Source organism: Paenibacillus sp. P5_B5, assembly GCF_056400365.1.
Genome location: NZ_JBFULK010000004.1, coordinates 204257 through 225479, shown reverse-complemented (window position 1 = coordinate 225479; position 21223 = coordinate 204257). Strand labels below are relative to the sequence as shown.

At 39.9% G+C, this 21223-nt stretch carries 16 protein-coding genes; 2 read left to right on the top strand and 14 right to left on the bottom strand.

All coding sequences use genetic code 11. From position 1 onward, the window contains the following. Positions 1-71: 71 nt before the first annotated feature. From AC1DOK_RS07485 to AC1DOK_RS07475, 3 genes are all read right to left on the bottom strand, one after another. The gene (locus tag AC1DOK_RS07485; RefSeq protein WP_477553624.1) at positions 72-899 is read right to left on the bottom strand and encodes a carbohydrate ABC transporter permease; all 828 of its coding nucleotides are present in this window, start codon (positions 897-899) and stop codon (positions 72-74) included. Beyond that, positions 896-1789, bottom strand: a complete 894-nt coding sequence (locus AC1DOK_RS07480) for a carbohydrate ABC transporter permease (protein WP_477553623.1) — start codon at positions 1787-1789, stop codon at positions 896-898. Before AC1DOK_RS07480 ends, AC1DOK_RS07485 begins: the two co-directional genes overlap by 4 nt. A gap of 134 nt (positions 1790-1923) precedes the next feature. After that, a complete protein-coding gene (locus tag AC1DOK_RS07475) occupies positions 1924-3288 on the bottom strand; it encodes an ABC transporter substrate-binding protein (RefSeq protein WP_477553622.1) in 1365 nt (454 codons plus the stop codon). A 213-nt stretch (positions 3289-3501) separates the two neighbouring features. Between AC1DOK_RS07475 and AC1DOK_RS07470 the strand changes: the two genes are divergently transcribed. After that, positions 3502-4407 (top strand): diacylglycerol/lipid kinase family protein, encoded by a 906-nt coding sequence (locus AC1DOK_RS07470; RefSeq protein WP_477553621.1) that lies wholly within the window; start codon positions 3502-3504, stop codon positions 4405-4407. Between the two features lie 124 nt (positions 4408-4531). Here AC1DOK_RS07470 and lpdA read toward each other — a convergent pair whose 3' ends face one another. From lpdA to pdhA, 4 genes are all read right to left on the bottom strand, one after another. Then, on the bottom strand, positions 4532-5947 hold the full coding sequence (lpdA, locus tag AC1DOK_RS07465) for a dihydrolipoyl dehydrogenase (protein ID WP_477553620.1): 1416 nt from the start codon (positions 5945-5947) through the stop codon (positions 4532-4534). Between the two features lie 3 nt (positions 5948-5950). Beyond that, a complete protein-coding gene (locus AC1DOK_RS07460; protein WP_477553619.1) occupies positions 5951-7219 on the bottom strand; it encodes a dihydrolipoamide acetyltransferase family protein in 1269 nt (422 codons plus the stop codon). A gap of 112 nt (positions 7220-7331) precedes the next feature. Further along, positions 7332-8309 carry an alpha-ketoacid dehydrogenase subunit beta gene (locus AC1DOK_RS07455; protein ID WP_477553618.1) on the bottom strand — a complete coding sequence of 326 codons (978 nt, stop codon included), beginning with the start codon at positions 8307-8309 and terminating at the stop codon, positions 7332-7334. 117 nt (positions 8310-8426) lie between these two features. Beyond that, positions 8427-9506 (bottom strand): pyruvate dehydrogenase (acetyl-transferring) E1 component subunit alpha, encoded by a 1080-nt coding sequence (gene pdhA, locus AC1DOK_RS07450; RefSeq protein ID WP_477553617.1) that lies wholly within the window; start codon positions 9504-9506, stop codon positions 8427-8429. 211 nt (positions 9507-9717) lie between these two features. On the opposite strand from pdhA, the gene AC1DOK_RS07445 reads away from it, so the two are divergent. Then, on the top strand, positions 9718-10452 hold the full coding sequence (locus tag AC1DOK_RS07445) for an alpha/beta hydrolase (protein ID WP_477553616.1): 735 nt from the start codon (positions 9718-9720) through the stop codon (positions 10450-10452). 14 nt (positions 10453-10466) lie between these two features. Here the strand turns inward: AC1DOK_RS07445 and AC1DOK_RS07440 are convergent, their stop codons facing one another. From AC1DOK_RS07440 to mltG, 7 genes are all read right to left on the bottom strand, one after another. Beyond that, positions 10467-11279 (bottom strand): lipoate--protein ligase family protein, encoded by an 813-nt coding sequence (locus AC1DOK_RS07440; RefSeq protein ID WP_477553615.1) that lies wholly within the window; start codon positions 11277-11279, stop codon positions 10467-10469. A gap of 40 nt (positions 11280-11319) precedes the next feature. Continuing rightward, entirely contained in the window at positions 11320-13146 is a 1827-nt protein-coding gene (locus AC1DOK_RS07435; protein ID WP_477553614.1) for a peptidoglycan D,D-transpeptidase FtsI family protein, read from the bottom strand. Between the two features lie 135 nt (positions 13147-13281). Beyond that, positions 13282-15324 carry a methyl-accepting chemotaxis protein gene (locus tag AC1DOK_RS07430; protein WP_477553613.1) on the bottom strand — a complete coding sequence of 681 codons (2043 nt, stop codon included), beginning with the start codon at positions 15322-15324 and terminating at the stop codon, positions 13282-13284. Positions 15325-15479: 155 nt separating this feature from the next. Next, on the bottom strand, positions 15480-17558 hold the full coding sequence (locus tag AC1DOK_RS07425; RefSeq protein WP_477553612.1) for a methyl-accepting chemotaxis protein: 2079 nt from the start codon (positions 17556-17558) through the stop codon (positions 15480-15482). 164 nt (positions 17559-17722) lie between these two features. Then, positions 17723-19012, bottom strand: a complete 1290-nt coding sequence (locus AC1DOK_RS07420; RefSeq protein ID WP_477553611.1) for a peptidase U32 family protein — start codon at positions 19010-19012, stop codon at positions 17723-17725. 33 nt (positions 19013-19045) lie between these two features. Continuing rightward, positions 19046-19975 carry a peptidase U32 family protein gene (locus AC1DOK_RS07415; protein WP_477553610.1) on the bottom strand — a complete coding sequence of 310 codons (930 nt, stop codon included), beginning with the start codon at positions 19973-19975 and terminating at the stop codon, positions 19046-19048. A gap of 26 nt (positions 19976-20001) precedes the next feature. Beyond that, a complete protein-coding gene (gene mltG, locus AC1DOK_RS07410) occupies positions 20002-21102 on the bottom strand; it encodes an endolytic transglycosylase MltG (protein WP_477553609.1) in 1101 nt (366 codons plus the stop codon). Positions 21103-21223 lie beyond the last annotated feature (121 nt).

Genomic DNA, 21223 nt, shown 5'->3' with positions numbered 1-21223 from the left:
AATTGAAGTCTCCCCTTGCATCCATCCAGCCTGATTACGTAAGTGAAAAACAATTCTCCTTCATTACTATATTAACCTTTAATACTTCCTGCTGTAACCCCTTCAATAATCCTATTTTGTAAAAATGTATATACAATTACAACTGGAACAATGCTGAACATGGAGGATGCGAACAATCTTCCATAATTCAATTGCATGGAATCACGGAAGGCTACCATTGCAACAGGCAACGTCTTCATCTTATCACTTGACACGAAGAAGGAAGCCATAATAAATTCATTCCAGTTCCCCAAATAGTTTAGAATAAATACAGTGACTAGCGCTGGCATTGTTAGTGGCAGTACAATCTTAAAAAATAAACCGAACGCAGATAATCCATCCATTACACCTGCTTCTTCCATCTCTGCAGGAAGCGATTTTAAGAATGCAGCAATAATAAATACGGTCAGCGGGATCCCAAAGGTCACATAAGGTAATACAATCGCCCACGGTGTATCTACTATACCTAAAGCAACCGTAAGGCGATAGAGTGGTATCAGTAGAAAGCTCCCAGGAATCATAAGCGCTGCACCAATAAAGAGCATAATAAATTTATTGATCATTCTATAACGCATACGACTAATAACATAAGCAGTCATTGCTGCCATAATCATCGATAGAACACTAGCACCTACCGAGATGTACATACTATTGAAAAAATAGCGTGCAACAGGCGTTAAATCCCATACTGCAATATAATTACTAAAATCAAATGTTTTAATCGGTAAACTAAATGGACTTGCGATTACATTTGCAGAACTCTTAAAGGAGTTGGAGAAAGCAAAGTAAATCGGATAAATTGTGACGATCACATAGATCCACAAAACCAGATGGATGATGAATTTTCCTGTATTTTTCATCCGTTCTCCACATCCCCGAATTTTTTGGAAATTACATTATAAATGATCGTTAATCCAATCGTAATAATCATAATTAAGTTTGCAATAGCATTCGCATAACCATACTCACTTCTGTTGTATGCGGAGTGGTACATATGCGATCCCATAACTTCAGTAGTGCTGAATGGTCCGCCATTTGTCATTACGATAACTATATCAAGTGCCTTCATCGCTCCCGTCATGGACAACAGGATGATAACCATAATAACCGGTCTAATGAGTGGTACAGTTATTAAACGCATTCTTTGGTATGCTGTTGCGCCATCAATTTCAGCAGCTTCCATAACTTCCCTCGATATACCAAAAATAGCTGCTAATACAAGGACGACATAAAATCCAGTCCACTGCCAGGCATTGGTAATTAGAATCGCAAGAAATGCCGTCCGATCATCACCTAACCATGGTAATGCCCAGCTTTCCAATCCGATAACCTTTAGAGTTAAATTAATAATTCCTGCATCTGGATGGAATACAACGAAGGAGAATAATACTCCTACAACTGCTGTTGATAAAATACTTGGTAAGAAAACAATCGTTTTGTAAAATCCACGAAGTTTACGTACTTCGGAGATCATAAATGAAATAACAACAATGATTGGAATCTGGACGAAAATTGAAAACAAAATAAAGTACATGTTATTCTTTAAAGCCGTCCAGAAAATTTCGTCATTGGTCAGAGCTTTCACATAGTTATAGAATCCAGCAAATACAGGTTCATTAACCCCATCCCAAATTGTAAACCCAACTGTTAGCGTTTCATAAACGGGAACCAGATAAAACAAGGTATACATAACGACAGTAGGAAGTAAAAACAAGATATAAGTTAGGGGATTTCGAAGTGTTTTATTCATAGGGAATCTGTACCTTCCTTTCTGTTCGAAACTTATGCTTGAGTATGTCAGTTTCTTCAACGTGTTAAGTAGGAACGGGTATCACATGTCGGTGATACCCGTTAACTTCTTTAATTTTTTCAGTCAAACTTCCATTACTTCTTAGCAGCAGCCTTCTCTTTATCTGCTTCTTCTTGAACCTTTTGAATTTTCTCAGCAGCTTGAGCACCTGAGATACGGCCAGCAAGCAATTCTTGCAATGTCGTACCAACTGCTGAATTCACTTTACTTGGAACGATCGAATCGAATGCTGGGAATAGATCCTTACCAGCTGTCGTACTAATGATTTCAGTTATAATTGGTTTTGCTCCAGCAATCTCATACTTCATTGAAGGCAACCAGCTGTCTTCTTTATTCTGTTTAACTTGCTCTTCCTGGTTATACAATGCTTTGATAAATTCTTTTGCAACTTTCAACTCTTGTTCATTCATTTTAGCGGAGAATCCATATCCGTTAGAGAATGAGGAGTTAACTGCATTATCTCCAGGACCACCAGTAGTTGGGAGCAAGAAGAAGGATACATCTGCTGCTACAGGTGTTTGAGCAGGATCTGTATAAGCACCATTAGCCCAGCTGCCATCAAAGTACATTGCAACTTTACCTGTTCTAAATTCTATTTGAGACTCAGCATATGATAGTGCTAGAGCGTTCTTCGTGAAATAACCTTTTTTCACTAGATCTTCGTATCTGTTGAATCCGTCAACAACGTCTGTCCATTTCTTTGTTCCTGCTTGAATGTCCTCAATAATTGTGTTACCACCTGCACGTACCCATAAGGTATTCGCAATCATTGCGCTTGACCATGCATCTTTACCTGACATACCAAATGGCGTTACGTTCTTGGATTTCAAAGTTTCTGCAACAGTTAACAGTTCTTCCCAAGTTTTTGGAATCTGGATATTATTATCAGCAAAGATTTTCTTGTTATAGAATATGCCTTCTACATAGCCAGCTAGCGGGAGTCCATAAACTTTACCGTCAGCTGTGAATTCGGATAAGTTGTAGAACTTATCGTTTATGCCTAGTTCTGCAAGGATTGGCGTCAGATCAAGTAGGTTACCTGTTTTCGCGAAATCTTTAACATCCGTACCACCGAATAAGTTAAAGATTGCTGGAGGGTTACCAGATGACATTTCAGCACGAAGCTTCTGCCAGCGGTGAACTGTCTCCTCAAGTCCTTCAATTTCAAGTGTTGCGCCAGGCACTGCCTTTTCAATTGTAGCTTTTGTAGCCTTCAAACGCTCTAACTCTTTCATTTGTGTTTCTTTTACTAGAATGTGACGAAGCTTAACTGTAAATGGTTTAGCTTGTTCTGGAGAAGGAGTTGCTGCAGGCGCTGTACTTGCCGCTGGAGTTGCTGCAGGTGCCGTACTTGTCGCAGGCGCTGCTTCTTTACTACATCCAGCTAATACTGCTCCTACTGTCAGTAATGAAATCATAGTTACTGCTGATTTTTTCATCTTGTGACCTCCCAATATTTTTTAATAAATCTTACAATTCAAATTATAATTGGGAGGGGATATTCCTCACAGGTTGTTATTTCAACTAAATAGGGATAAAATCCTCTTCTTTTGTAGTTAAAATGTGCCCTACTGCAAGAACCGCTCTTGTACTCTTTACAAAGTTCAAATTTACTATAAAATTAGAATCAAATCTATTTAAGAGGTGTATAAATGCTAGGATTTATTGTTAATCCTGTATCTGGTTACGGAAGAGGAGCAGTTGTCTGGGAGCAAGTTCAGCGAGAATTACGAAATCGGGGTTTGAACTACTTTTACAAAATCACTAAGCATTATGGTGAAACGATCCGATTAACACAAGATCTGCTTAATGAGCAAGACATTAGTACGCTTATTGCTATTGGCGGTGACGGCACAACGAATGAAGTTGCTAATGGGCTCTATCAATCAGGACAAATAAAAACAGTTCGATTCGGACAAATACCAGGCGGAACAGGTAATGATTTTGCTAGAAGTCACGGTATATCATCTGAACCATTACAAATATTAAACTTAATTTTGAATGGCAAAAGTGGTACTTACACAGATTTAGTCGAACTTGATGGTAAAGTTGCGCTTAATTGTATCGGTGTTGGATTCGACGCTGTCGTTGCCAAATATACGAATGAGGCATCCTATAAGAATTTGTTAAATAAATTCAAACTCGGAAAGCTAGCCTATTTTATCTCAGCTATTAAAGCGTTCGCCACTTATCAACCCTATTCTGCTGTTATAACAGTAGGTGAGACTGAGCACCGATTCTCATCCGTTTGGATGGTTGTTAATTCCAATGGCCCTTACTTTGGCGGTGCAATGAAAGTATGTCCTCACGCCATAAGTGATGATGGTGAAGTCGATGTATTAGTATTTCATTCCAAAAACCGTTTGAAACTAGTTTCAATATTCCGTTCAATCTATTCGGGTACACATATTAATCATCCCGCCGTCACGATCCTAAAGGGATCTCAAATTAAACTTTCCACAGATTCCCCGCAGCAAGTTCAAGCAGATGGTGAATCTTTAGAGCACTCATCCATTGATATCCGTGTACTCAAACAACAATTATTCGTTATCAAATAAATATAATTAGAAGAAACGCATCCGTCTACGTATTTGGATGCGTTTCTTCTTGACCAAACAAAAAGGCTGTCCCACTAAGAAGAAGAATCTTCTTGTGGAACAGCCATTATTTATCTGCTAGTAATTAGCGACCGATTTGGTGGATCGGATGACCAAGTGCAACTTCAGCTGCTTCCATCGTGATTTCACCAAGTGTAGGATGCGCATGAATAGTCATAGCAACATCTTCAAGTGTTGCACTCATTTCAATTGCAAGACACATTTCGGAAATAAGGTTTGAAGCTTCAGGACCGATAATTTGAGCACCGATAATAATACCAGTGTCTTTGTTAGCGATTAGCTTCACGAAACCATCGGAAATGTCCATTGAAAGTGCACGACCGTTAGCTGCATAAGGGAATTTACCTACAGCAACGTTAATACCACTTTCTTTGGCTTCCTTCTCACTATATCCAACATAAGCAATCTCTGGATCAGAGAATACAACTGCTGGAATAACTTTATAATCAATCTCACTAGTCAAGCCTGCAATAGCTTCTGCAGCTACTTTACCTTCGTAGCTAGCTTTGTGTGCAAGCGCAGGACCAGGAACGATATCACCAATCGCATAAATATGAGGCACACTTGTGCGACATTGATTGTCGATCTCAACTAATCCACGATCTGTAACCTTCACACCAGCAAGCTCAAGACCTAAGTCACCATCCGTGTTAGGACGACGACCAACAGTTACTAGGCAGTATTCTGCTGTAACTTTCTTCTCTTCGCCATTCACTGTGAACGTTACCGTTACATCTTTATCCGTTTGTTCAGATGATTGAGCTAGTGCTTCATTAAATACATCTACTTTAAGGCGATCTAAATTCTTCGATACTAGCTTAGACATTTCTGTCTCTGAAGCTGGCAGAATCGTTTTGGAGCCTTCAAGAATTGTAACCTTCGTTCCGAACTTCGCGAATGTTTGACCAAGCTCAATACCAATATAGCCTCCGCCGATAACAATCATGCTGCTCGGGATTTCTTTAAGCTCAAGCGCTTCTGTCGAAGACATAATACGTCCGCCGAATGGGAATGGCTTAAGCTCGATTGGACGAGAGCCTGTTGCGATAATGCAATGCTGGAAGCGATAACGCGGAGCTTCCTGATCATTGAATACACGCGCTTCGTTCTGATTAATGAACATGACTTCGCCATTAAACATTTGAATTTTATTGCCTTTAAGCAGACCTGCAACACCACCAGTTAATTTCTTAACAACGGTTTGCTTCCACTCTTGGACTTTACCAAAATCAACTTTAACATTGTCAGCAGTAATACCCATTTGATTGGAATGAGTCATATGCTCATAACGATGAGCTGCTGAGATTAGAGCTTTGGAAGGGATACAGCCGCGATTCAAGCACACGCCGCCCCACTCTGATTTATCAACGATTAGAACACTTTTACCTAATTGTGCTGCACGGATAGCGGCAACATAACCACCGGGACCTGCACCAACTACCAACACATCAATATCTAAAGAAGCATCTCCTACTACCATGTGTTACACCTCCATTAAGAAAAGTTCTGGACTAGCAAGCAATTTTTTAATGTAATTCATAAAGTTTTGCGCTGTAGCACCATCGATCAAACGGTGATCAAAGCTTAGGGAAAGCGCCATTACAGGAGCAACAACGATCTCGCCGTTTTTAGCAACTGGTTTCTCTGTAATACGTCCAGTACCCAAGATCGCAACCTCTGGATAGTTGATAATCGGAGTAAAGAACATACCACCAGCTGAACCAATATTTGAGATTGAAATTGTGCTGCCTTTCATTTCGGCAGAAGTAAGCTTACCATCACGTCCACGTGTAGCTAAATCAGTAATGGAAGCAGCGATGTTCCAAATGTTTTTACGGTCTGCTTCATGGATGACAGGAACGATCAAGCCGTTATCTGTATCTGTTGCAATACCGATATCATAATGTTTTTTGTATACAATTTCTTGTTTTTCTTCATCAATTGAAGCGTTAAGCGCTGGGAACTCGCGGCATGCTGCAACAAGAGCCTTCACGATGAAAGGAAGGTATGTTACTTTAACACCTTTTTTCTCAGCCACAGGCTTCATTTTGGCACGGAAGGATACAAGCTCAGTTACATCAACTTCATCCATAATAGTTACGTGTGGAGCCGTATATGCGGATTTAACCATTGCATTGGAGATCGCCTTACGGATACCTTTGAATGGTACGCGCTCTTCAAGTCCAGCTGTTGTTGTTACTGCTGCTGGAGCTGCTTTAGCTGCAGGTGCTGCCGCTGAGGCTTCTTGAGCAACAGGAGCTGCCGCAGGTGCGCCACTTGCATGTCCAAGAACATCTTCACGAGTAATGCGACCGTTCTTGCCAGTTGCTGATACTTCAGCAATTGCTACGCCTTGTTCGCGAGCAAGCTTGCGTACGCTTGGAGTAGCAAGCACTTCAGTCTTGCTTGTTGCTGGTGCAGCAGCTGCTGGTGCTGATGCTGCTGGAGCACTAGCAGGAGCTGACGGAGCTGATGCTTCGCTAACTGGTTCTGCACCAGCTGGCAATTCGCCAGTTACATCAATAATGGCTACAACTTCACCAATGTTACATACTTTACCTTCAGCAACTCTTACCTCTTTAACAATACCTTCAACTGGACAAGGCACCTCAACAACAGCCTTATCATTTTGTACTTCCATTAAAATTGTTTCATCGTCTACTTTATCGCCAGGCTTAATGTTCATTTTAACAATTTCGCCTTCGTGAATTCCTTCACCTAATTCTGGGAATTTATATTCATACAGAGCCACGTAGATGACCTCCTAAAATTATATTGTAATTTATTTAAATGAATTTTAGGTCATACCAGAAGAAACAGCATTTCCGTCCTTTACAGGACGGATGTGTTTCTTAACTGAAAAACTAAAACTCAAGTACACGTTTTACTGCATCCATAATACGAGCAGGTGTTGGTAACCAAGCATCTTCAATTTGAGCGAATGGATAAATGGTATCAGGACCTGCAACACGAAGCACTGGTGCTTCAAGGTGAAGAATTGCTTTTTCATTGATTTGTGCAATGACTTCAGCTGCAATACCTGAAGTTTGTTGTGCTTCTTGAACAACGATTGCACGATTTGTTTTCTTAATAGATTCAACAATTGTATCTATATCAAGTGGCATTAAAGTACGTAAATCAATAACTTCAACATTAACACCGTTCTTAGCAAGCTCTTCCGCTGCTTTCATCGAAGTATGAACCATCATACCGTAAGTAATGATCGATACGTCAGCACCTTCACGAACTACGTTTGCTTTACCAAGCTCAACAGTGTATTCACCTTCAGGAACTTCTGCACGGAATGCACGGTATAAATTCAAGTGCTCCATGAAGAATACAGGATCATTATCGCGGATTGCGGCAATCATCAAGCCTTTTGCATCATAAGGGTTAGAAGGCACGACTACCTTAATCCCTGGCGTTTGAACGAGCAAACCTTCCAAAGAGTCCGTGTGTAATTCTGCCGCTTTAACTCCGCCACCAAATGGTGTACGGAAAACGATTGGAGAATTGTAGCGTCCGCCTGAACGATAACGCATACGAGCAGCTTGAACTGCAATTTGATCTAGTGCTTCATAGATGAAACCAACAAACTGAATCTCAGCTACTGGACGGAAGCCTTGAATACCAAGACCTACTGCCATACCACCAATTGCAGATTCCGCAAGAGGAGTATCGAATACACGGTGTTCACCGAATTCTTTCTGTAATCCCTCTGTTGCACGGAAAACGCCACCTACGTGTCCAACATCTTCCCCGAATAATAGTACATTTTTATCTCTTTCAAGCTCAACGCGCAGTGCGTCTTTAATTGCTTGAATCATATTCATTTGAGCCATGTTTGTTCACTGCCTCCCTAGTTAGAAAGTCTCCTTGAGACTTTATCGATATTTCCTTCTCTGTTGGTCGGAGACCTATTATTTAGAAAGTCTACACGATACTTTATAGAAATCAGATTATGAGAAATTAGCTTTTTGTTCTTCCAAATACTTAGGTGTTTGTTCAAACATCGAATCGATTAAGCTACTAACTGTCATGCTCTCTGTCGCTTCTGCTTTCTTGATCTGTTCAGCAACAGTCGCTTTTGCTTCTTCTTTCACGCGATTCTCTTCTTCTTCCGTCCAAAGACCCTTCTTCGTAAGGAAATTACGGAAACGAACAAGTGGATCTTTAACTCCCCATTCAGCCTCTTCATCCTTTGTACGATACTTTGTTGTATCATCAGCCAAGGAATGCGGCTTAAAGCGATAAGTAATAGCTTCAATCAAAGTAGCACCTTCACCATTACGCGCACGTTCTGCAGCTTCAGTAACTGCTTGAACAACAGCTAATACATCATTACCATCAACTTGAACGCCTTTGATACCAGCTGCTAATGCTTTATGAGCAATAGATTGTGCACCTGTTTGCTTCGAATATGGTGTCGTAATGGCATAACCATTATTTTGTACAAAATAAATGACAGGCAATTTAAAAGCTCCTGCGTAGTTTAAGCTTTCGTAGAAGTCACCTTCAGAGCTTCCGCCGTCACCTGTATATGTGATCGCTACACGCTTCTCATTTTTAAGTTTAAATGCCATTGCCACGCCCATTGCGTGAAGTACTTGTGCACCGATAATAATTTGTGGCATTAGTACGTGTACATCTTCAGGAATTTGTCCACCATGTTGATGGCCTCTTGAATATAGGAATGCTTGATACATCGGAAGTCCATGCCATACAAGCTGAGGAATATCACGATATCCCGGGCAAATGAAATCATCTTTATTAAGAGCAAACTCAGAACCGATCATTGAAGCTTCTTGACCAGATACAGGAGCATAGAATCCAAGACGACCTTGACGGCCTAAATTTATAGCGCGTTCATCCCATGTACGGGTGAATACCATTCTTCTCATTAATTCGCGAAGCTGCTCATCGCTAAGCTTCGGCATCTTTTCTTCATGTTCAAAAGAACCATCTGGAGCAAGAACAGTTAATGGCGTAATATCGCCAGAGCTTACTTCATAGTTCAACTTACTAAGTATTTTACTCATTCCATTCACCTCAAAATAAATTTTTAAAGTAGTTAATATCTGTTATAGTATTATTATAGTTCTGTTTTAACAAAAAGTACACTGTATTTGTTATAAAAAACAATTATCTTTTTTTATAGTATAGTACAGATGTAAATTCGATATAATACAGTTTGAAGATTTTTCGCAAACTATTATATGACAATAGTCACAGCTTGAGAGGTGTTGTACAATGAATTCTGATTTATCTCGTTATTATCAAAGAACAATTATGAAGCAGACACTTCAATCCGAACATCTTGGTGAATCAAGACCACTCCGAATATATTTGCCACCAGGATATAACGAACTGCTATCCTATCCCGTTATTTATTGCCAAGATGGAGAGGAATTCTTCAATTTCGGACGCATTGCTACTTTTTTTACACGCGGCATATTAGACGAGGGTCTTGAACCAGCCATTATTGTCGGTGTTGATGTGAACGTGGCGATTCGAACATCAGAATATGCGCCAGAAGGAGAGCGTCATCAAGCTTATCTCTCTTTTTTTGCTGAAGAGCTTGTACATTGGGTAGAAGATAACTATCCTGTTAGAACCAATCGTGAGGATAGAATATTAGCTGGCGATTCTCTCGGCGCAACTGTTTCACTACACATTGCCTTAAATTATCGTAACCTTTTTTGCAAAATAGTATCCTTTTCTGGTGCATTTTTTGAATCAACGCGGAAATCCCTTGCGAACGAACAAGATCTGTCTTGGCTAGACATCTTCATGATTATCGGAACAGATGAAATAGAAGTCAAAACCGAACGCGGAACATTCGATTTTGTACATGAGAATCGTGTTACACGCGATATCTTGGTCCAAAAACAAACAAAGCTTCTCTATTTAGAGAAGCCCGGTAAGCATGTATGGGGTTTTTGGCAGACTGAGATGCTACATGCTCTGCATCATTTTTTGGGCTAAGAGCTAAATAAGAGCTAACTAGATTGAATATCATAGCGATTTCTTAACTTATCAATCATAGCTTGAATATCATCGGGGGCAATCAGATCGGCTACACCAAGCTTCTGATTTGCTCCTAATTGTTCTAATGTCTGATGTATTTCACTCACATAACGATCCACTGTCACGTAATCACCTAGTGCTTCAGATAGGGAAACCATAGAATTTGCAGTAACGAGTGGATGATCGCTAGTTTGACCATCAGCAGCATGGTCATAGAATGCTTGTGCTCCCTGTGCATAATTAATACCAGCACCTTCAACAACGATAAAAGCCTGTACTGCAATTGCGTTAAGCAGTCTACGCTGAGCAATGCCACAAAATTTACGTCCCTCAATACTCAAATCATAATCCCCTGGGCAATAGGATCCGCCAACTTCCCCTTTGTTTACTTGATCTGTCCAATTTCTTAAACTCTGTTTGATAAATTGGAACATCCTTTCAAAATCTGTATGGAAATCTACTTTGCCTACAATCTTAGGTACAATTATCGTCATGTTAATTACGCCTTGATCTAGAGGAACCGCTGCACCACCTGAATTTCTTACAGCTACTGAATACCCTTCTTCCTCTAACCTTGTCTTTGCCTGCGCAGCGCATGGTAACTTACTATCGCGTAAACCCATTACAAATGCACGTGGATGTCTCCATAGATGGACAATCGGTAATGCTCCTTCACCTACTTGACGACATAATAATTCTTCGAGTGCAAATGGATATAGTATATCGCTCCCCGTTAAATCTGCGCTTCGATCGAGTATACGGGCAGCACGTAGAATTTCCAACATATTATTTCATCCCTTCAACCTTACAATTATGCATCAACTCCTATTGTAAAGGTTGATCCGCGAAGGTGTCCATCATTTTACGCACAAATGGAAAAACTAGGTTTGCTGCTTGTGGTGAAACATTCTCAGCAACAACTGCAATTGCATATTTTGGAGAAGTCGTTGGACCATAACCAATAAACCATTGATTTACTCTTTCTCTGCCGTCAACAATTGTCTCTGCAGTACCCGTTTTACCTGCTAGTTTCCATTTAGCCGACTTTAAGGGCATCGCCGTTCCACTTGTTACAACCTCTCTCATCCATCCTAATAAGCGATTCGAGGTTTGAACAGAAATGCCTTTGCGTTTAGGTACGATCTCATTTGGTTCGAATTGCAAATAACGCATATCATCTTGAAAACGAATTTCTGAGACAGCCCTTGGACTTAACACCTCACCACCATGTAATAAGCTTACAATTAGATTAGCCGCTTGTAGTGGAGTTACTCGTACATCACGCTGTCCAATAGCTGTCTGAATTCTCACGCCGTTATCTGTTCTTGGTGTCCCTTCAGCAAACAGCTGTCCTGCGTCCTCTGCATCTAATTGTTTGACGATTTCTCGTTCTCCGCGAACCGTTCCAGACCAACCAACTGGAGTTAATAAGCCAAGCTTCTTGGCATATTTCTCGATTTGAACATCGGTTAAACGCTCTGCCACTTTGGCAAATACGACATTACATGAATCTGCAAAAGCCTGCTCAAATGTGATGATCCCGTGTCCTTCCTTTTTCCAGCAATGAAAATGATATTTGCCAAGCGAACCCTTGCATTCAAATAGTTCATCGTTCGTCACAACACCTTCATCTAACGCTGCTGCTGCTATTACTGTCTTGTAGATCGAGCCCGGAACTGTCATTTGCAATGCACGATTATTCCAGTTTCTCTGATCTGGTTGAACATGATTCGGATCGAATCCAGGAGCACTTGCCATAGCGATAATATCACCATTTGTTGTGTCTAACACAACAACCGCACCCTCTTTGATACCTGATTGTCTCAATAATTGATCTACGATTTGTTGTGCAGAATGATCAATTGTCGTCACTAACTTTAGAGGATAATGCCTATTGTCACCCCCGATGGTTCGTACACCTAGCCCCTGCACAAATTCGCCTTGAGGATTCACAAATAATGAAAGCGAGGTACTGCCATCTCCTCTTAACCATCTCTGCATCGTCTTTTCTAATCCAGAGCCACCAATCTCACTTCGCAGCGTTAGGTCACCCTTATTTAATTGATGACTAAATTGAGAGGTAATCCGCTCTGGATCTTGACCAATAAAGCCAAGTAAATGGGATGCAATGAAATCAGATCGATACCTATCACTTACTTTTGCTACTTGAACATAAGGCCAATCGAGCTTAGCGATATACTCCGCTTGATTGTTGGTTAATTCAACAGTTCCGCTACTGTTTGGCCCCTTCCATACATCCGGTTCCTTCACATTCATTAACCACTTCTGTAATCCTTCTAGCGGTGTATGTAAAATAGTCGCAAGACGCTCAACGTTCTGAGCGACTATTCGTTTATCGTTCTCGTCCATTTCTACATTCCCCGTAGGAAATGCAATTAGTGCCGATTTAAGTCCTCCAGTTAAGAGATGCATGTTTCGATCATAGAATTGTCCTCTTCCATCGCCAAGAACTAGCCCTTTTTGCCTCTGTATTACAGAATTTCTTACAAGATCTATTCGATGACTAGAATAGCTTCGAGCCGTTACAGCTTGAATCCAAAAAAGCCTAATTATAATCCATATCATACATGTCGATAGTATAAACAATATAACAAGCATTCGCTGTCTAATTCGCTTCTTCGTTTGGGTCATCACTTGCAATCACCATTTCCATGTAGTCTCATTATTTGTCATTATCTCCGCCTGTGATTGATAAATACATAAAGCCTGCTTTCCTTTACGGAAAACAGGCTTTACTTATCATACTTACATATATTAAACGGATAATTATAAACTAAATTTAGAAAGGGATTCCTTAAGTGAGTCAGATAGATGTTCGAGCTTCTCTGATAGTTTCACGAGATTCCCCGAAATAGTTAGCTGTTCGGAGCTTAGTGAAGCAACCTCTTCGGATGTTGCTAGAGACTCTTCTGCAACCGCACTAACATTCATCATTGTAGCAGATAATACATCTTGTGATTGATCGAGATCAACAATTGAATCACTAACCGCATTTAATTGTTGAATGAAGCCACTCATATCATCTTGCACCTGTGTAAAAATAGTACTTGCTTCTTTAACAGCCGTAATTTGATCTTGAAAAATAGGATACGCACTGCCTAGAACGCTTACCGTATCATCGATTCCAGCTTGAATGCTCTCTGTGATATTGGCAACAACATCAATCGATTCGCGCGATTGAACTGCTAGTTGATAGATCTCATCTGCTACCACCTTAAAGCCTTTTCCTGCGGTTCCAGCACGTGCGGCCTCAATTGTAGCATTGAGAGATAATATATTCGTCTGCTTCGTCATTTTATTTAAAACATCAAGGATTTTAACAATCGAATGTGTACTTTCTTTAAGTAGGTCTACTTTAGTAACCATTGATCTAATCATTTCATCAGCAATCTGTGTCTTAGCATTTAATTGCTGCATATATTCAATTCCTTGCTCACTAGATGCACGTACTTCTAAGGCTGCGTGACCCATACTAACATTCGAGATAATCACATTCTTCATCTTTTCACCGATGTGATGAGTAAGCCCACTACCTTTCTCAGACTCTGTGGCGAGTCCCGACGCACCACCTGAAATTTGCTCTGTTGCAACAGCTATTTCCCTTGAGGCGATTGCAGTTGTCTTAGAGGCACTAGTTAACTCAATGGCTGTCTCTAACACTTCTTGAGCTGATCGACTCGTTTGCTTAACAAGAGTAGTTATTTCTTCCATCATACGATCGAAGCTTCTACCTAAGCGACCAATCTCATCCTTGGATTTAAACCCTGAACGAATATTGAGATTTCCACTCGCACCTTGCCTCATCAGCCCCATTAATCTAACAAGTGGGCGTGCGATAAGCCTAATAATCAGTAAGCCTATAAGAATTGCAATTACGGCTGCACCGATTGACATATATACGGTAATATCCAATATTTGATTAGCATCCTTTACAAGCATCTGCGTCGGAACGCTACTAACAAGAAACCAACCACTAATATCAGATTTGGAGAATGCAATCAATTGATCATCTTGTAAGAAGGAAGATTTATTCATACTCTGCTGCTGTTCAGTTAATTGGATAGGTGATGGCATCCCTGCTTGTAGAGGCTCTGATGCTTGTACCAATCCATTACTACTATTGATAATCATGATCTGATTGCTTTTACCTAACGTAACTTTCGTAACCTCTTTGCTAAGCTCTTTGATTGGAACTTCAATCAATAGAATTCCGTGTTCAATAAGTGTGTATGGATCTGATATCTGTCTAGAAATTGCAATGACATCTGTAGAACTACTAAATGAACCAGGTCCACCTTGCAGCCATACAAATCCTCCCTTTTGATTAGCAACTTGCTTCGTCCAAGCAAGATCCTTCACTTCCGAAGTGCTTCCGAAAATCGGAATTTGTTCTCCCTTAACATTAATTATGCTAACGCCTTTGATACTTGAATTAGATACACCAATAGGCATAACCTTCTCAGATAATTTATTCATCAGAGAAAAATGATCTAACGAAGCTTTATCTTCCGTCTTATTTAACTGCGTGATTAAGTTGTTGATGTCAGAATTAGTTGAGATTTGTTTAGATACTTTTTCAAAGGAATTATAGAAGTATTCTAAATTCAGTTGCGCCATTTCGAGCACCTCAACTGAGGATTGTGCAGCATTATCTGAAATAATATTTTTGGAAATCGAATACGAGGTCATTCCTACCACTAGTACAAATGCAACAATTGAAACAAAGAAAATAATGAAGAGCTTTGACCCAACAGATCTTAAGGGGTTCGTTTTTCGAATGTTCGAAAACAATTGTTTTAAATCTTTCACAAATATTACCTGCCCTTCAATGAACTGTTGTTATAGTTTCGACATCATGAACTGATTTCCTTTTACAAAATCAAATAATTTGCGCAATTTTCAGTTTTAATAGACTATAAACTAAAAAGCCTGCACTCCTAATGGAGTGCAGGCTCAAGGTAATTTTAATATGTAAACTTAGATAAAGATTGTTTTAATGAATTGGATAGCTCCTCAAGCTTATCTGATAGTCTAACGAGGTTTTCTGAAATAGCAAGTTGCTCGGAGCTTAGTGATGCTACTTCTTCAGAAGTGGCTAATGACTCTTCAGCAACCGCACTAACATTCATCATTGCAACCGATAGTACATTCTGCGATTCATCAAGCTCTACAATGGAATCACTAACTGTACTTAGTTGATTAATAAATCCACCCATATTTTCTTCTACTTGTCCAAAGATCAAGCTTGCTTCCTTAACAGCTTCAATCTGTTCTTGAAAAATAGGATAAGCACTAGCAAGTACCGTAACCGTATCATTAATCCCAGCTTGGATCGTTTCTGTTATTTGTCCAACAACATCAATCGATTGTCTAGACTGCGCAGCAAGTTGATTAATCTCATCTGCAACGACTCTAAAGCCTTTGCCTGCATCACCTGCACGAGCCGCTTCAATTGTAGCATTCAGTGAAAGTATATTCGTCTGTTTAGTCATTCTATTTAATACATCTAGAATTTTAACAATCGATTGGGTACTCAGTTTCAATTCATCGACCTTCTGGACCATAGACCTAATCATCTGGTCAGTAGCTTGTGTCTTCGTGTTCAACTGCTGCATATATGCTATACCCTGTTCGCTTGAAATACGAACCTCAGAAGCTGCTGTCCCCATACTTACATTGGAATCTATTACATTCTTCATCTTGTCGCCTATGTATTGTGTAAGTTCACTACCTTTTTCAGATTCCACTGCTAAGCCGGCAGCACCACCCGAAATTTGTTCGGTTGCAACTGCAATTTCCCTTGAAGCAATTGCTGTTGTTTTGGAAGTATTAGATAACTCAAGTGCCGTTTCGAGTACTTCTTGTGCAGATTGATTCGTTTGTTTAACTAGTCCTGTAATTTCTTGCATCATCACGTCGAAGCTACGCCCCAGACGTCCGATCTCATCTTGCGACTTATAATTAGAACGAATGTTTAGATTTCCATTAGATCCTTCTCTCATTAATCCTGTTAAATTAACAAGAGGGCGTGCAATCATTCGGATAATCATCAAACCAATGAATATTGCGATAATAGCTGCACCTATACTCATATAAATCGTCAACTCAAAAATTTGTCCAGCATCCTGAGTGAGAACATCAAGTGGTACACTTCCAACTAGAGTCCAATCACTCATCTTGGATTTCGAAAAAGCAACTAATTTATCATCACTCTCGAATGAGCCTTTATTTGCGTTGATCTGCTCTTCACTTAACTGAATTGGTGAATTATCACCTGACTTCAAGTCACCAATTTCATTAATTAGCTTATTCTTCGCCGTGACAACCATGAGCTGACCATCTGTACCTAAAGACACATTCGTAATTTCCTTCATTAATTCCGTTAACGGCATCTCGATTAATAAGATCCCTTTTTTATCAACTGTGTAAGGATCTGATATCGTTCTAGCGAGAGCAATTATATTCGCATTGGTGCTAAAAGAATGCTCACCGCCCTGTAGCCACATGCTTTTACCTTTCAAATCATGGACGGGCTCTATCCAACCCTTATCTATCGATTTATCATTCGCAGTTTCACCATAGAGTATTGTCTGAGAACCTTCCATATCAAAAAAACTAATTCCCTTGATCGCAGAAGTCGATAGACCAATTGGCAGCACTCTATCATTTAACTGACGCACTGCACTAACATACTCATAGGAGTTCCTATCATAAGATTTGATCTCAAACAACATCCTTTTTGCGATTGTATCTGAGGTAATCTGCACCGAAGCCTTATCCATTGAGCTATAGAAATACTCCAAGCTTTGTTGACCTAGCTCGATAACCTTAATTGAAGACTGAGCAGCATTCTTTGCAATGACATCCTTTGAGATGGAATAGGAAATTAATCCAATTGTCAAAACAAAAGTAACAATAGAAATGAAAAAAATAAAAAAGAGCTTTGATCCTACTGATTTAAATGGATTCGTTACAAAAAGCCGTAAAAACGAAGAAACCGTCCTTTTTACAAAAGGACCAACTGCAGATACTGTTTGTTTCATCTTATCTGACTGCACATGATCACCTTCCTAAAGTCATTAGTATGTATTTGTTTTTCGCCCTTCCTATATGTCGGCATTTACCACCCAGAATATTTGCTTTTTTCAAAAAAAAATTCATAAAAAACTCCTTAAACGATTATTTGTTTAAGGAGTTCGTTGTTTGTTTACTTTCCAGTCTTTTTGCGCATCATATCCCATTTGCATACGGGGTTCGTCATTTTCATTTTAATTAATTGGAGTGGATGTCTCGCAGCATCAAGCGCCGCATCATTCTCATCCCAAATTGCTTCTACTGTTTGTTTAAAATACGTTCCATTAGGACCAAAAAACTCAACATCTTGACCTGGTTTAAAATGGTTACGTTGTTGAATCGTAGCTATTCCTGTTGCTTCATCATAATCAACCACAAGTCCTACGAAATCGTATCCGATTGCTTTATCTTCAGGTTCATAAATATGCTCTTCTTGACCCGGAACCTTATAGAAGAACCCAGTATTTAACGGGCGATTAGCCGCTTTATAAATTTCTTCTAGCCATTCACGCTTAAGCTCGTATTGATCTGGATTATCAAAATAAGCATCAATTGCTTGACGGTAAGCATTTACCACTGTAGCCACATAATGAATACTCTTCATCCGACCTTCAATTTTGAAAGAATCAACACCTGACTCAATCATATCCGGAATATGCTCAATCATGTACATATCCTTGGAGCCCATAGAGAATTGATCATCATCATCATTGAACAGTGGAATCCCTTGAACAAGCGGTCCATCAGCAAGTGGGACATCCTTCGCAAACAAATCATATTTCCAGCGACAGGATTGTGAGCAACCGCCGCGATTAGAGTCTCGGTCCGTAAAATGATTCGACAATACACAGCGACCTGACCATGCAGAACACATAGCACCATGGATGAAGGCTTCTATTTCAATATCAACATTATGCTTAATTTCATCGATATCTGCCATGCTAGCTTCACGAGCAAGCACGACACGGTCAACACCATTCTCTTTCCAGAACTTAATCGCAAGCCAGTTCATTGTCGATTGCTGCGTGCTAAGATGAATTTCAAGCTTAGGTGCTACTCTTCTGGCTGTTTCAATAATTAATGGATCCGCCACAATAATAGCAGCAATTCCAACCTCTTCGAGCTGTTTCAGATATTCCTCAAGACCTTCTATATCTTCATTATGAGCATAAATATTTGTCGTAACGAACACTTGCGCACCATAGGTTTTGGCAAATTCAACACCTTCACGCATTTCTTCAATCGAAAAATTGTCTGCATTCGAACGCAAACCATATTTTTGTCCACCAATAAATACAGCATCTGCACCATAATGGACTGCGAATTTTAATTTCTCCAAATTACCTGCGGGTGCAAGTAACTCAGGCTTTGCTAAACGTACTCGTTTAGCTCTTGCTTTTGAATCTACTGCTTGTGTATTCATTAATGAGTTCACCCCTTTATTGCCTTGCATGAATCAATATACCTGTTCTTTATAGAAAAATCCAAATGAAAGCTCGCGCTCAGGATCTTGAAGCTCTTGAATCTGCTCTAACCATTCTTCATTAAATACATAGTTAGCTGGATCTGATACATATGCATCAATTGCTGCCCGGTAATTACGAACAACTGTCTCATTATTTGCTAATGATTTAAGCAGCCCTTCAATTTTGAGACTATCGATTCCACCATCAATAAGCTCAGGCAGATTCTCAATCATACAGATATCATCAGAACTCATCACCTGAGTACCGTTCTCATCTTGATAAATCGGGAATCGCTCTTCAGGTCTTTCCTGCTCAATCAAATATAAACCACGCTGAACTGATGCATCCTGTGTACCTGTCTTAACACCGCGGTGCCCCATATAACTGTCCACTAACGCACGCTTGGAATGATAAATATTCGTCATTCCATGTACTTGAACTTCGACCTCAAGCTTACTGTTTTGTTTGAACTCCAGTACTTCATCCATATTAAGCTCACGTGCAAGAACAGCTCTTGAGGCACCTTTATCACCCCAGTATGCTGCCGTAACGTAGTTAGTAGTTGTCATTTCTGAATTCCAATGAAGTTTTAACCCTGGTGCAGCTTCTTTAGCTGCCATTATGACAGCAGGATCACCAAAGATAACTGCATCCACCTGTAGTTCGTGCAATTGCTTCAAGTAATCAGGCAGCCCTGCTACTTTATCATTCTCAATCAGTGTATTGACAGAGACATATATCTTTTTTCCATGCTCATGTGCCCATGGCACCATGGTTGCTAAATCGGATAGCGTTACTGAACCTGGTAGACGTAGGCCGTATTTAGGTTCACCAACTACAACTGCATCAGCACCTGCCATTAACAATGTTCTTATTTCTTCAGATGAGCCTGCACTTACAAGAAGTTCTGGTTTATTCATCTATCATTCACCTTCTTAATTTCGCATTATTTGCTTTGTTTTTTACTTTCAGCAATATTCTTCTTGTGTCCTTCAAACGTTTCAGCAAACAAATGCTCCTTGGAACCGTCTTTTTTCGTTACATAGAATAAATACTTCGTATCCTCTGGGAATAACGCAGCCTGGATAGATTCAATACTTGGCGATCCAATCGGCCCTGGAGGAATGCCTGGTATTTTGTACGTATTATAAGGGCTATCAATTTGTAAATCCTTCTCGAACAGCCGCTCTTTAGGCTTATCAAATAAATATTGAACCGTTGCATCGATTTGTAGCGGCATTTTTTGCTTTATCCGATTATAGATAACGCCGGCAACAAGTGCTCGTTCCTTATCAACCACTACTTCTCTTTCAACAAGTGAAGCAATCGTCATCATTTGATGAAAAGTAACTCCGAGCTTATCCAATTGTTTTTGCACATCGACATCTAATCCAGCTAGCTTCTTATCAAGCTCTTGAAGCATGCGTTCTACGACTTCCTCTTCCGTTGTTCCCTTCACGAATTCATACGTTTCTGGAAACAGATAGCCTTCCAAGTGATGAATGATCGATTTATCCTCAGGAATGTTACGATAGGCATCGGCAATATATTTATTTGTTGATGATTCCGCGATTTCTAGGAACTTAGCAGCATCGAAACTTTGTGTTTCTGCTAATTTCTCAGCAATTTGTTTCACCGTGTATCCTTCAGGAATTGTGACACGAATCATTTCTTCCTTGATAGTCTGCCCTTTACTCAGCATATCCACAATCTCATCATTCGTCATGCCAGGCTTCATCGCATACTCGCCTGCTTGAAATTTAGAGCCAATGCCCTTCCACTTTAAGTACCATACAAATATCGTATTATTGCGAATGATGCCATTCTCCTCAAGGTTATGGGCAATCGTAACTGGACTAGAACCAGGCTTAATAGATACCCGCACTTCCTGTTCTGATGCTGGAGTTGGTTTAAGTGCATTGTTTACATACATCCACAGTCCGCCTACTACAACAGCAGCTAGTACAATTAACGTTATAAGAACAGTTATTATTTTTTTACCGATATGACGTGGTTTGTCATCTTGACCTTCTACATTTTCTTCCATATATAGCCTCCTTTAAGCATGAAAAAACAGCATTACCATCCCCTATAGGATGGGAGTGTTTCATAAGGGGAATACGAGAAATTGAAGTGGTAAAACTTGTGCGGCTTAAATCACAGAAAAA

Coding starts and splice junctions, on each gene's coding strand:
- AC1DOK_RS07485 (WP_477553624.1), bottom strand. CDS start 899: ATGAAAAATACAGGAAAATTCATCATCCATCTGGTTTTGTGGATCTAT.
- AC1DOK_RS07480 (WP_477553623.1), bottom strand. CDS start 1,789: ATGAATAAAACACTTCGAAATCCCCTAACTTATATCTTGTTTTTACTT.
- AC1DOK_RS07475 (WP_477553622.1), bottom strand. CDS start 3,288: ATGAAAAAATCAGCAGTAACTATGATTTCATTACTGACAGTAGGAGCA.
- AC1DOK_RS07470 (WP_477553621.1), top strand. CDS start 3,502: ATGCTAGGATTTATTGTTAATCCTGTATCTGGTTACGGAAGAGGAGCA.
- lpdA (WP_477553620.1), bottom strand. CDS start 5,947: ATGGTAGTAGGAGATGCTTCTTTAGATATTGATGTGTTGGTAGTTGGT.
- AC1DOK_RS07455 (WP_477553618.1), bottom strand. CDS start 8,309: ATGGCTCAAATGAATATGATTCAAGCAATTAAAGACGCACTGCGCGTT.
- pdhA (WP_477553617.1), bottom strand. CDS start 9,506: ATGAGTAAAATACTTAGTAAGTTGAACTATGAAGTAAGCTCTGGCGAT.
- AC1DOK_RS07445 (WP_477553616.1), top strand. CDS start 9,718: ATGAATTCTGATTTATCTCGTTATTATCAAAGAACAATTATGAAGCAG.
- AC1DOK_RS07440 (WP_477553615.1), bottom strand. CDS start 11,279: ATGTTGGAAATTCTACGTGCTGCCCGTATACTCGATCGAAGCGCAGAT.
- AC1DOK_RS07435 (WP_477553614.1), bottom strand. CDS start 13,146: ATGACCCAAACGAAGAAGCGAATTAGACAGCGAATGCTTGTTATATTG.
- AC1DOK_RS07425 (WP_477553612.1), bottom strand. CDS start 17,558: ATGAAACAAACAGTATCTGCAGTTGGTCCTTTTGTAAAAAGGACGGTT.
- AC1DOK_RS07420 (WP_477553611.1), bottom strand. CDS start 19,012: ATGAATACACAAGCAGTAGATTCAAAAGCAAGAGCTAAACGAGTACGT.
- AC1DOK_RS07415 (WP_477553610.1), bottom strand. CDS start 19,975: ATGAATAAACCAGAACTTCTTGTAAGTGCAGGCTCATCTGAAGAAATA.
- mltG (WP_477553609.1), bottom strand. CDS start 21,102: ATGGAAGAAAATGTAGAAGGTCAAGATGACAAACCACGTCATATCGGT.